Genomic DNA, 12912 nt, shown 5'->3' on the forward strand with positions numbered 1-12912 from the left:
GGGCATCGCCCGTTGGTGCGACTCGCGTCGACCGCCTCGACTAGTTGAAGTCGATGCCGCCGAAGTCGTCGCTACCCGAGAACGAGTCGAAGTCGGCGAACGAGAGGTCGTTGCTGAAGTCGAGCGCGTCGGCCTCGGCGTACGGGTACCGCTCGTTGCGCGCCTCTTCGGTCGGTTCAACGACCTGCTCGGCGTACTCCGGCATACCGGTACCGGCCGTGATGAGACGACCGATGATGACGTTCTCCTTGAGGCCGAGCAGCGGGTCGGTCTTCTGCTCCATGGCGGCCTGCGTGAGCACACGCGTGGTCTCCTGGAACGACGCGGCCGACAGCCACGACTCGGTCGCGAGCGACGCCTTCGTGATACCCATCACCTCGGGGCGACCCGACGCGGGGCGACGGCCCTCGGCCACCGCCTGGCGGTTGGTTGCCTGGAAGCGCTGACGGTCGACGAGCTCACCGGGGAGCATGTCGGTCTCACCCGAGTCGTTGATCGTGACCTTCCGCAGCATCTGGCGCACGATGACCTCGATGTGCTTGTCGTGGATCGGCACACCCTGCGAGTTGTACACGTCCTGCACGCCACCGACGAGGTACTTCTGCACCGCCGTCGTGCCGAGCACCTCGAGCACGTCCTTCGGGTCGAGCGGACCCTCAACGAGCTGCTGGCCGGGCTCGACGTGGTCGCCGTCGTTCACGAGGAACTCCGAGAAGCGCGACACCGGGTAGGTGAGCGTCTCGTCGTCCTTGTTGTCGGGCTCGAGCACGATCTTGCGCTGGCGCTCCGTGTCCTGGAACGTCACGGTACCGGCGACCTTCGCGAGCGGCGCGGCACCCTTCGGGGTACGGGCCTCGAAGAGCTCCTGCACACGGGGAAGACCCTGCGTGATGTCGGCCGCACCGGCAATACCACCGGTGTGGAAGGTACGCATCGTCAGCTGCGTGCCGGGCTCACCGATCGACTGCGCCGCGATGATGCCGACGGCCTCGCCGAGGTCGGCGAGCTCGCTCGACGCCATCGAGCGGCCGTAGCACTTCGCGCAGACACCGACCTGCGATTCGCACGAAAGCACGGAGCGAATCGTCACCTCGGTGATGCCCTCGCCGAGCAGGCGCTCGATCAGCACGTCACCGACCGACTCGCCAGCCTTCGCGAGCACGTTGCCCTTCGCGTCGACGACGTCGGTCGCGAGCGTACGGGCGTACACCGAGTTCTCGACGTTCTCGGCGAGCGAGACGTTGCCAGCGGCGTCGGTCTGCGCGATCGGGAGCACGATGCCCTTGTGGGTACCGCAGTCGTCCTCGCGGATGATGACGTCCTGCGACACGTCGACGAGACGACGGGTCAGGTAACCCGAGTCGGCCGTCTTGAGCGCGGTGTCGGCAAGACCCTTACGGGCACCGTGGGTCGACGAGAAGTACTCGAGCACCGTCAGGCCCTCGCGGTACGAGTGGATGATCGGGCGGGCGATCTTCTCACCCTTCGGGTTTGCCACGATGCCGCGCATACCGGCAATCTGTCGCACCTGCAGCCAGTTACCGTTCGCACCCGCCGTCACCATGCGGTGAATCGAGTTCGTCTCGGGGAACTGCTCACGGGTGTCGGCCGCGACCCGCTCGGTCGCGTCCTCCCACAGCGCGATCGTCTGCTCGCGGTACTCCTGCTGGGTCGAAAGACCCATCTGGTAGTCCTCACGCAGCGCGGCGACCTTCTTCTCAGTCTCCTCCACGATCGACGCCTTCGTGTCGGGGATCACGACGTCGGAGACCGACAGCGAGATGCCCGAACGGGTCGCCCAGTAGAAGCCCGCGTCCTTGATGCGGTCGAGCGTGTGCGCAACCACGTCCTTGTCGTACCGCTCGGCGAGGAAGTTCACCACGCCCGAGAGGCGACCCTTGGTCATGACGTCCTCGAGGTACGGGTACGTGTCGGGCAGCAGCTCGTTGAAGAGCGCGCGGCCCAGCGTCGTCTCCTTGACGTAGGCGCGACCCTCGGTGAAGCCCTCGGGTGCGTCGCCCGGCAGGAAACTCAGGCCCTCGAGCCGGATCTTCACGGGCGCGTTGAGGTGCAGCGTGCCCTCGTCCGACGCCATGATCGCCTCGGCAACCGAGCCGAACACGCGGCCGGCACCGAGCGCATCCTCGCGGAGGAAAGTGAGGTGGTAGAGGCCAGCGACCATGTCCTGCGAGGGTAGGGTCACGGGGCGACCGTCCGACGGCTTGAGGATGTTGTTCGAGGCGAGCATGAGCACGCGAGCCTCGGCCTGCGCCTCAACCGAGAGCGGCAGGTGCACGGCCATCTGGTCACCGTCGAAGTCAGCGTTGAACGCCGAGCACGCGAGCGGGTGCAGCTGAATCGCCTTACCCTCAACGAGCTGCGGCTCGAACGCCTGAATACCGAGACGGTGCAGGGTGGGCGCACGGTTGAGCAGCACGGGGCGCTCGCGAATGACCTCTTCGAGCACGTCCCACACCTCGGGCTTCGCGCGCTCAACCGAGCGCTTCGCAGCCTTGATGTTGCTGGCGTGGCCGAGGTCGATGAGCCGCTTGATGACGTACGGCTTGAACAGCTCGAGCGCCATCTGCTTCGGCAGACCACACTGGTGCATCTGAAGCTGCGGACCAACGATGATGACCGAACGGCCCGAGTAGTCGACGCGCTTACCGAGCAGGTTCTGGCGGAAACGCCCCTGCTTGCCCTTGAGCATGTCGCTGAGCGACTTCAGCGCACGGTTGCCGGTGCCCGTGACGGGGCGACCGCGGCGGCCGTTGTCGAACAGTGCGTCGACGGCCTCCTGCAGCATGCGCTTCTCGTTGTTCACGATGATCTCGGGCGCACCGAGCTCAAGCAGGCGCATGAGTCGGTTGTTGCGGTTGATCACGCGGCGGTAGAGGTCGTTCAGGTCGCTCGTCGCGAAGCGGCCACCGTCGAGCTGCACCATCGGGCGCAGCTCCGGCGGGATGACCGGAATAACGTCGAGCACCATCGCAGCCGGCTTGTTTTCGGTCTGCAGGAACGCGTTGACGACCTTGAGGCGCTTGATGGCGCGGATCTTCTTCTGACCCTTGCCGTTCTGGATCTGCTCGCGCAGCAGGTCGGCCTCGGTCGCGAGGTCGAAGTCCTGCAGGCGGCGCTTGATCGCCTCGGCGCCCATGTGCGCCTCGAAGTAGTCACCGTAGCGGTCGATGAGCTCCGCGAAGTCGGCGTCATCGGGCTTCAGCTCGCCCACCTTGAGGTTCTTGAACCCCTCGTAGACGCGCTCGATCTGCGCGATGTCGTTGTCGACCTCCTTGCGGATCCGAGCCATTTCCTTCTCGGCCGCATCCTTGGTCTTCTTCTTCTGGTCGGAGGTAGCGCCCTCCTCCTCGAGTGCCTCGAGGTCCTTCTCAAGCTGCGCCATGCGCTCGTTAATCTGCGAGTCGCGCTGCTTGCCGCGGGTGTCGACCTCGAGGTTCTTCTCCTTCTCGAGATCGGTCACGTCGTCGCGACGACCCTCCTCGTCGATCTCGACGACCATGTAGGCCGCGAAGTAGATGACCTTCTCGAGGTCCTTCGGCGCCATGTCGAGCAGGTAGCCGAGGCGCGAGGGAACACCCTTGAAGTACCAGATGTGCGTGACGGGGGCAGCGAGCTTGATGTGGCCCATGCGCTCACGGCGCACGGCCGACTTCGTCACCTCAACGCCGCAGCGCTCACAGATGATGCCCTTGAAGCGCACGCGCTTGTACTTCCCGCAGGCACACTCCCAGTCGCGCGACGGGCCGAAGATCTGCTCGCCGAACAGGCCGTCCTTCTCAGGCTTGAGCGTGCGGTAGTTGATGGTCTCGGGCTTCTTGACTTCACCGCGGGACCAGCCCAGGATGTCCTCGCTCGTGGCCAGCCCGATGCTGATGCTGTCGAACTTAGTTGCGTCGATCAATTCGTGATTCTCCCTAGAAACAAAGCTTCGTCATCGAGTGGCGGATTTAGATCTCTTCGACCGAAGACGATTCGAAGCGGCTGGAGATGTTGATGCCGAGCTCTTCGGCAGCACGGTAGGCGTCGTCGTCGTTCTCTTCGAGGCTGACGATCGAGCCATCGGCGGCAAGCACCTCGACGTTCAGGCACAGCGAGCGCATTTCACGCACGAGCACTCGGAACGACTCGGGAATACCGGCCTTCTGGATGTTCTCGCCCTTGACGATCGACTCGTAGGCCTTGACGCGGCCGACGATGTCGTCGGACTTGATCGTGAGCAGCTCCTGCAGGGTGTAGGCGGCGCCGTAGGCCTCGAGGGCCCACACCTCCATCTCACCGAAGCGCTGGCCACCGAACTGCGCCTTACCACCGAGCGGCTGCTGGGTGATCATCGAGTAGGGGCCGGTCGAGCGGGCGTGGATCTTGTCGTCGACAAGGTGGTGGAGCTTGAGCATGTACATGTAGCCCACCGAGATCGGGTCGGGGAACGGCTCGCCGGAGCGACCATCGAACAGGCGCGCCTTGCCGTCGCCCTTCACCATGCGCTCGCCGTCGTCGTTCGGGCGGGTCGAGGTGAGCAGGCCCTGCAGCTCCTCCTGCGTCGCACCGTCGAACACGGGGGTCGCAACCTTCGTGCCGGGAGCGACGTGGAGCGCGTCGGCGGGAAGGTCGGCGGCCCACTCGGGCGTACCCTCGATGTCCCAACCCTGCGTGGCGGCCCAGCCGAGGTGCGATTCGAGCACCTGACCGAGGTTCATACGCTTCGGAATACCGAGCGGGTTGAGGATGATGTCGACGGGCGTGCCGTCTTCGAGGAACGGCATGTCTTCCTCGGGCAGGATCTTCGCGATGACGCCCTTGTTACCGTGGCGGCCCGCGAGCTTGTCGCCCTCGGTGATCTTGCGCTTCTGCGCGATGTAGACGACGACGCGCTGGTTGACGCCCGAGCCGAGCTCGTCGTCACCGTTCTCAACGTCGAACACCTTGACACCGATGATCGTGCCGGCCTGGCCGTGGGGAACCTTGAGCGAGGTGTCGCGCACCTCGCGGCTCTTCTCGTTGAAGATCGCGCGGAGCAGGCGCTCCTCGGCGCTGAGCTCGGTCTCGCCCTTCGGCGTGACCTTACCGACGAGGATGTCGCCCGGCTGCACCTCGGCACCGACGCGAATGATGCCGCGCTCGTCGAGGTCCTTGAGCATGTCCTGACCCACGTTCGGCAGGTCGGCCGTGATCTCTTCCTTACCGAGCTTCGTGTCGCGCGCATCCACCTCGTATTCCTCGATGTGGATCGACGAGAGCACGTCGTTCTTCACGAGGTTCTGGCTGATGATGATCGCGTCTTCGAAGTTGTGGCCCTCCCACGGCATGAACGCCACGAGGAGGTTCTTGCCGAGCGCGAGCTCGCCGTTCTCGGTCGCGGGGCCGTCGGCGATGACCTCGCCGACCTCGACGCGGTCGCCGGCCTTCACGATGACGCGGTGGTTGTAGCAGGTGCCCGCGTTCGAGCGCTCGAACTTGCGGAGCCAGTACGACTCGCTGCCGCCCTCATCGGTCTGCACGACCACCTGGTCGGCCGACACCGAGGTGACGACACCGGCGTTGACGGCCGTGACGACGTCACCGGCGTCGATCGCGGTGTAGCCCTCCATACCGGTGCCGACGATCGGCGAGCTCGAACGCAGCAGCGGCACAGCCTGGCGCTGCATGTTCGCGCCCATGAGCGCGCGGTTCGTGTCGTCGTGCTCGAGGAACGGGATGAGCGAGGTACCCACCGACACCATCTGGCGCGGCGAGACGTCCATGTAGTCGACCTGGTCGGCGGGCACGAGCTCAACCTCGCCACCCTTCGTACGCACGAGGACGTCGTCTTCGAGGTAGCGGCCGTTCTCGTCGATCGGCGCGTTCGCCTGCGCGACGACGTACTCGTCTTCGTCGGCGGCCGTGAGGTAGTCGATCTGCGACGACACGACGCCGTTGTTCACGCGGCGGTACGGGGTCTCGATGAAGCCGAACGCGTTGATGCGCGCGAACGTCGCGAGCGAACCGATGAGGCCGATGTTCGGGCCTTCCGGCGTCTCGATTGGGCACATGCGGCCGTAGTGCGAGGCGTGGACGTCGCGCACCTCGACGCCGGCGCGCTCACGGCTGAGGCCACCGGGGCCGAGCGCGTTGAGGCGACGCTTGTGCGTGATGCCCGCGAGCGGGTTGTTCTGGTCCATGAACTGCGACAGCTGCGAAGTTCCGAAGAACTCCTTGATCGCCGCGACCACGGGACGCACGTTGATGAGCGACTGCGGGGTGATCGAGTCGATCTCCTGCGTCGTCATGCGCTCGCGCACGACGCGCTCCATGCGGCTGAGGCCGGTGCGCACCTGGTTCTGGATCAGCTCGCCGACCGCACGGATGCGGCGGTTACCGAAGTGGTCGATGTCGTCGACGTCGAGGGGGATGTCGACGATCTCGCCGCCACCGCGCGTGCCCTCGATCGTGGCCTCGCCCTTCTGCAGGGCAACGAGGTACTTGATCGTCGCAACGATGTCCTCAACCGAGAGCACCGAGTCGCTGATGGGCGCCTCGAGGCCGAGCTTGCGGTTGATCTTGTAGCGACCAACCTTCGCGAGGTCGTAGCGCTTATCGTTGAAGTAGTAGTTCTCGAGGAGGGCCTTCGCGGCCTCCGAGGCAACCTGCTCGCCCGGGCGCAGCTTCTTGTAGATGTCGCGAAGCGCGTCTTCCTGGGTCTGGATCTTCGGGTCGTCCTTCGACAGCGTGTCGAGGAGCGTCTCGTAGCCGGCGAACTCGGCGCGGATCTCTTCCTCGCTCATGCCGATGGCGCGGAGGAACACCGTGACCGACTGCTTGCGCTTGCGGTCGATGCGAACGGCGACGAGGCCCTTCTTGTCGACCTCGAACTCGAGCCACGCACCGCGCGAGGGGATCACGCGCGACGAGTAGACGTCGATGTCGGAGTTCTTCTCGGGGGTGCGCTCGAAGTAGACACCCGGCGAGCGCACGAGCTGCGACACGACGACGCGCTCGGTGCCGTTGATGATGAACGTGCCCTTGTCGGTCATGAGCGGGAAGTCGCCCATGAAGACCGTCTGGGTCTTGATCTCGCCGGTCTCGTACCGCATGAATTCCGCGGTTACGTAAAGCGGCGCGGAGTAGGTCTTGCCCCGCTCCTTGCACTCGTCGATCGAGTACTTCGCGGGCTCGAGCGTGGGCTCACGGAACGTGAGCTGCATCTGCTCGGCGTTGTCCTCGATGGGCGAGATCTCGTCGAAGATCTCGTCGAGGCCCGAGGTGCGCGGCACGTCGTTGCCGCCGTTGTCGATCTCGTAGTCACGACGGGCAATCCAGCCCTCGTTCCCCACGAGCCAGTCGAAGGATTCGGTCTGCAACGAAAGCAGATCCGGAACCTCGAGTGTGTCCTTGATGGTCGCGAATGACAGGCGGTGCGCATTGCGTCCGGACTTCGGCGTTGTAGTTGCGTTGTTCGCAGCAGCCAAAAGAATTACCTCCACAGGTCCCGCTGGCCGGCGGGACGCGATTGCATTGGGCGTGAGGGTGGCATCGCCGTCCGTTGCGGCAGCCATCGCGCACCTGTGATTCGGAGGAGTTCTTCAGGTTCGACCCCTGGAACTCGACCCCTGACACGAGGCTCGAAACGCGCGTTTCGGGCCGAGGAACGAGAGAATTGCAGCAACCGAGCCGACCGCAATATGAAGGCAAGGAGCGACGAAGCGCAAGGATCTACCTTAACCCGAGCTCGTCGGCGTGTCTAGAGCGACTTTTCGCGGTGTGCCGGTAGCCCGGATACGCTCGGGACATGTCGCATCCGTTTCGCCCCAACCTCGACGCGTTCGGCGCCTTCGAACTGCACTACGCCGAGGTCAACGACTTCGAGAATAACTGCTACGTCATCGTCGACGTCGCAACCGGCAACGCCCTCATCGTCGACGCCGCCGACAACGCCCCAGCGATCATCGAGCTCGTGCACATCGCGACCCGTCGGGCCGCCGATGCGGGCGCGGCGCCGGTTCGCGTCGTGGGCGTGCTGACGACCCACCGACACCGCGACCACTGGCAGGCGCTCGAGGAGATCAAGGCGCACTTCGACGTGCCGAGCTACGCCGGGGCCAACGACGCCGCTGAGCTGCCCGGCACGACCGAGCATCGGCTCAGCGACGGCGACACGATCGCCCTCGGGGAGCAGCGCCTCGACGTCATCGGCCTGCGCGGCCACACGCCGGGCTCGGTCGCGCTCGCGCTCACGACGCCCGAGCATCCGGCCCGCCTCATCACCGGCGACTCGCTGTTCCCCGGCGGCATCGGCAACACGTTCGGCGACTCGGATGCGTACGCGCAGCTGCTCGGCGACGTGGTCGAGCGCATCTTCCGCCGGTTCCCGAACGAGACGATCTTCTACCCGGGCCACGGCCTCCCCTCGACGCTCGACCGCGAACGCGGGTTCCTCAACACGTGGCGGCTCCAGGGCGGGCTGCCGCCCGAGAATCCCTCCGGCGACGCGTATCGCCGCTAGCGCGCATCCCACAAACTAAGCGCAAACGAGCCGGGGCCCGAACCACACTGCGGTAAGCAGAGTGTGGTTCGAGCCCCGGCTCGTTTAGTTCGAAGACTCGTTCAGCTCGTCGAACTAGGCGTTCGCGGGGTCGCCGCCCGGGATCTCGCCGGCCTCGGCGAGGCCCTCGCGAACCTTCGCCTCGATGCGCTCACCGGTGGCCTGGTCAACGTTCTTCCAGTACTGGAAGGCGTTCGAGAGCACGGGCTCCTGCACGGTCGCGAGCGCGCCCGCAACGGTGTTCACGAACTCGTCGCGCTCGGCGTCGGTGAAGACGTTGCGCACGAGGTCGCCGGCCTGGCTGAAGTCGTCGTCGCCCTCACGCAGTTCGTACGTGCTGCGCACGAGCTCGCCGTCGGACTCCCAACTGTTCTCGACCTGGCCGACCTCGTCGGCGTAGGGGCGGCCGAACGAGTTCGGCGCGTACACCGGGGCGTCGCCCGAGTGGTCGAAGCGCATGTTGCCGTCGAACGTGTAGCTGTTGACGGGGTGCACGGGCTGGTTCACCGGCAGCTGGTTGTAGTTCGTGCCGATGCGCGCGCGCTGCGCGTCGGGGTACGAGAAGGTACGCGCGACGAGCATCTTGTCGGGCGAGATGCCGGTGCCGGGCACGAAGTTGCCGGGCGAGAACGCGGCCTGCTCGATCTCGGCGAAGAAGTTCTTCGGGTTCTCGTTCAGCGTGAACTTGCCGACCGGAATCAGCGGGTAGTCGGCGTGCGGCCACACCTTCGTGAGGTCGAACGGGTTGATGCGGTAGGTCTTCGCGTCTTCGTACGGCATGACCTGCACGTTGATCGTCCAGCTCGGGAAGTTGCCCTCGGCAATGTTGTCGAAGAGGTCGCGGCGGTGGTACTCGGCGTCCTGACCGGCGAGGCGCTCGGCCTCTTCGTTGGTCATGTTGTGCACGCCCTGCTCCGACTGGAAGTGGTACTTCACCCAGAAGCGCTCGCCGTCAGCGTTGATCCACTGGTAGGTGTGCGAGCTGTAGCCGTTCATCTCGCGCCAGCTGCGCGGAAGGCCGCGGGGGCCCATGACGTACGTGACCTGGTGGGCCGACTCGGGGTTGAGGGTCCAGAAGTCGAACTGCATCGTGTTGTCACGCAGGCCCGAGGCGGGCAGGCGCTTCTGCGAGCGGATGAAGTTCGGGAACTTGATGGGGTCGCGCAGGAAGAACACGGGGGTGTTGTTGCCGACGATGTCGAGGTTGCCGTCTTCGGTGTAGAAGCGCAGCGAGAAGCCGCGCACGTCGCGCCAGGTGTCGGGCGAGCCCTGCTCACCGGCAACGGTCGAGAAGCGCAGGAGCACGCGGCCCTTCGCGCCGAGCTGGAAGCCCTTCGCGTGGGTGTACTTCGAGACGTCCTCGGTGATCTCCCACTCGCCGAACGCACCCGAGCCCTTGGCGTGGGGGTTGCGCTCCGGCACACGCTCACGGTTGAACGCGGCGAGCGTCTCGATGAGGTGCACGTCGTTCAGCGTGATGGGGCCGTTCGGGCCGACGGTAAGGGAGTTGCGGTTGCTCTCGGCCGGTGCGCCGTTCTGGCGCGTGGCGGGGGCAGTGGGGTCGATCTTGGACACGATCACTCCTCTTCGTTTTCTACGGGAATTCTGGGGCTTGAGAACTGGGGTCTTGAGAACTGGGCGCTTACGAGGTTGGGCTCGCGGATGCGCTGGCTTCGGGCTTCGCCGCCTGGCAGTCGGCGCAGATGCCGCGGTAGGTCACCTCGGCGGCGAACACCTGAAAACCGGCGTCGTCGGCGGGATGGAGGCACGGCGCCGCGCCCACGGCACAGTCGACGTCGACGATTGCGCCGCACACCTCGCACACGAGGTGGTGGTGGTTGTCGTCGGTGCGCGTCTCGTAGCGGGCGGCCGACCCGGGCGGGTCGATGCGGCGCACAAGCCCGTGGTGTTCGAAGTCGCCGAGGCTCACGTACACGGCCTGCTTCGTGAGGTGCGGCACAGCCGCTGCCGTGCGGGCGTGCACCTCGTCGACGGTCGCGTGCGGGTGCTCCGAGAGGGCCTCGAGCAGCGCAACCCGGCGCGGGGTCACGCGCAGGCCGACACCGCGGATGCGGTCGGCCCACGACGCGGTCGCGTGCGCAGGAGTCGTCGAGGTCATGCCCCCATTCTATTGCTCTTTTGAATGAATCAAAATAAGGCGAACCTAACCTCGAGCCGAGTGTCCCCGCGCTTCGGCGCCATGGCAGGGGTCGCCGCGGGGCACGATAATCGAGGTATGGCTCGCCAGCACTCCCCCGCCCTCACCCGCACGCTCGCGTCGGGCCGACGCGCCCAGTTCACCGTCGACGGCGACGTCACGACTCTCATCGTCGACGGCACGCCGCAGTCGCAGGTGAACCTCGCCGACGCGACCGAGCTCGGCTTTGGATACATCCGGCACATGGGGCACGTGCTCGACCTCGCCTTCGACCAGCGGCAGCGACTGACCGCGCTGCACCTCGGCGCCGGCGCGATGTCGATCCCCCGCTACCTCGACGCGACACGACCCGGCTCGCGCCAGCAGATCATCGAGCTCGAGCGTGACCTGGTCGAGTTCGTGCGCGAGGTCGCCCCGCTCCCGACCGGCGCATCCATTCGCGTGCGGTACGGGGATGCGCGCGAGCAGCTCGGCCGGCTGCCGCAGGGGATGCGCGGCTCGGCCGACGTCATCGTCGTCGATATTTTTGCGGGGCCGTCGACGCCGGCGCACGTCACGAGCGTCGAGTTCTTTGCCGAGGTGGCGGGCCTGCTCGCGCCCGACGGCATTGTGCTCGTGAACGTTGCCGACGGGCACGAGCTGCGCTTCGCGCGCGGGGAGATTGCGAGCATCCGCGCCGCGATTGGCCCGACGATGCTCGTGAGCGACCCGGCCGTGCTGAAGGGTCGGCGGTTCGGCAACATTGTCGCGATCGCGTCGCGCCGCGAACTTGAGCTGCCGGGCCTCGCGCGGCTCGCGGCGTCGGGGTTCCCGCCGGCGACGGTGCACTCGGCCGCGCAGACCACCGAGTGGCTGCGGGGCGCTGCGCCCGTGCACGATGCCGACGCGACCGACTCCCCCGTGCCTGGCCGGGGCATTTTTAGTACGCGATAGCCCTTTTCGTACTCGATAGCTGGCATGACGCGCGAGTTCGCGGTTGCCGGGGTGGCACACGCGGCATTCTGCGGCCGGGTGGCTACCCTGTGAGGCGTGTCTGACTCACCGATCATTCTTGGCTATGACCCCGAGACGCTGCGCGAGCGCATCGATGCGGATGCGGCGACGGCACGACTCGAGGAGATTTCGAAGTTCCGCTCGCTCGCGGCGCTGAACGAGCAGGTTGCGCTGCTGCGCATGCTCGGGCGGCTCGACGAAGCCTTCGAGCGCGCCCAGACGGCGGCGCGGCAGTCGCGCTTCACGGGCTCGCGTGAGGACTCGCTCGCGGCCCGCGTGCGCCGCGCGCAGGTGACGCAGTACCAGGGCAAGCTCGAGGCAGCGCTCGGCGAGCTCACGAACTGCGTTGAGGAGGCCGTCGCCCACGACTGGGCCGAGCTCGCGGGGTTCGCGCTGCAGCACCGCGGCAAGGTGCTGTTCGAGCTCGAGCGGTACGACGAGGCGCTCGCCGACTTCGAGCGGGCGCTGAAGTTCCGCGAGTCCGACGGAATCCCCGCCGATCAGACGAACTCGACGAAGTTCGCGATTCGCGTTGTGCGCGCGAAGCTCGAGGGCGCGGGAACGCCCGACGAGTTCGACGAGCCGGTCACCTCGATCAACGCGTAGGCGCAGCTGCTCGCGGTGCGCGGGCCGGATGTCGGAGGGTCGCGCGAGACTCGGTCGTGCCGCGCAAAATCATCGGTGTTCGCGCGCCCCGTGCCGGGGCCGCGGGCAGAGAGGACACATCATGGCTGAGCTCGACTGGGTACGCGCGCACGCGACCCGCCTCATCGCGACCCACCTGCCCGAGGGCTGGTCGTTCCGTTTCGACAACGCGAAGACCCGCGCGGGCCTGTGCAATTTCACGGCGAAGCGCATCTCGGTGTCGAAGTATCTCGCGGCCCGGTATTCGACCGACGAGGTGGAGCAGACGCTGCTGCACGAGATCGCGCACGCCCTCGCGGGGCCGCAGGCGGGCCACGGCGACGTGTGGCTCGTGCTCGCGCGCAGCATCGGGTACCGCGGCTCGCGCACCCACCACGGCGAGATCGCGCAGGAGTTCGCGCGCTGGTCGGGGGTCTGCCCAAACGGGCACCCGACGGTGCGGTTCCGCCGCCCGAAGCGCGACATGTCGTGCGGGCGCTGCTCGCGGCGGTTCGATCGCCGGTACCTCATCGCGTGGCGCGAGCGCTCGCCAGAAGAAATGGCCGCGAGCGCGTAGCCGCCGCGCGGGGGCCGAGCT

The 12912-nt window shown here is 66.5% G+C and carries 8 protein-coding genes; 4 read left to right on the forward strand and 4 right to left on the reverse strand.

The features are described from left to right. Nucleotides 1-40: 40 nt before the first annotated feature. Together rpoC and rpoB are read right to left on the reverse strand one after the other, a co-directional pair. The gene (rpoC, locus tag G328_RS0111785) at nucleotides 41-3922 is read right to left on the reverse strand and encodes a DNA-directed RNA polymerase subunit beta' (protein WP_019619559.1); all 3882 of its coding nucleotides are present in this window, start codon (nucleotides 3920-3922) and stop codon (nucleotides 41-43) included. A 46-nt stretch (nucleotides 3923-3968) separates the two neighbouring features. Next, nucleotides 3969-7466: a DNA-directed RNA polymerase subunit beta gene (gene rpoB, locus G328_RS0111790; RefSeq protein ID WP_019619560.1), complete on the reverse strand. Its 3498-nt coding sequence runs from the start codon at nucleotides 7464-7466 to the stop codon at nucleotides 3969-3971. A gap of 320 nt (nucleotides 7467-7786) precedes the next feature. Here rpoB and G328_RS15270 point away from each other — a divergent pair, with 320 nt between their 5' ends. After that, nucleotides 7787-8500, forward strand: coding sequence for an MBL fold metallo-hydrolase (locus G328_RS15270; RefSeq protein ID WP_019619561.1), 714 nt, complete (start codon nucleotides 7787-7789; stop codon nucleotides 8498-8500). Nucleotides 8501-8614: 114 nt separating this feature from the next. Here G328_RS15270 and G328_RS0111800 read toward each other — a convergent pair whose 3' ends face one another. Beyond that, nucleotides 8615-10114, reverse strand: a complete 1500-nt coding sequence (locus G328_RS0111800) for a catalase (RefSeq protein ID WP_110463864.1) — start codon at nucleotides 10112-10114, stop codon at nucleotides 8615-8617. A gap of 67 nt (nucleotides 10115-10181) precedes the next feature. Then, nucleotides 10182-10658, reverse strand: a complete 477-nt coding sequence (locus G328_RS0111805) for a Fur family transcriptional regulator (protein ID WP_019619563.1) — start codon at nucleotides 10656-10658, stop codon at nucleotides 10182-10184. A 117-nt stretch (nucleotides 10659-10775) separates the two neighbouring features. On the opposite strand from G328_RS0111805, the gene G328_RS0111810 reads away from it, so the two are divergent. The 3 genes from G328_RS0111810 to G328_RS0111820 all read left to right on the forward strand — a co-directional run bounded on the left by G328_RS0111810 (nucleotide 10776) and on the right by G328_RS0111820 (nucleotide 12891). Beyond that, the gene (locus tag G328_RS0111810) at nucleotides 10776-11630 is read left to right on the forward strand and encodes a spermidine synthase (protein WP_019619564.1); all 855 of its coding nucleotides are present in this window, start codon (nucleotides 10776-10778) and stop codon (nucleotides 11628-11630) included. Nucleotides 11631-11726: 96 nt separating this feature from the next. Further along, nucleotides 11727-12296, forward strand: coding sequence for a tetratricopeptide repeat protein (locus G328_RS0111815; RefSeq protein ID WP_019619565.1), 570 nt, complete (start codon nucleotides 11727-11729; stop codon nucleotides 12294-12296). 121 nt (nucleotides 12297-12417) lie between these two features. Then, nucleotides 12418-12891, forward strand: a complete 474-nt coding sequence (locus tag G328_RS0111820) for a SprT-like domain-containing protein (protein ID WP_019619566.1) — start codon at nucleotides 12418-12420, stop codon at nucleotides 12889-12891. Nucleotides 12892-12912: the final 21 nt, after the last annotated feature.

It is taken from the genome of [Zimmermannella] faecalis ATCC 13722 (assembly GCF_000381765.1).
Lineage (GTDB): Bacteria > Actinomycetota > Actinomycetes > Actinomycetales > Microbacteriaceae > Gulosibacter > Gulosibacter faecalis.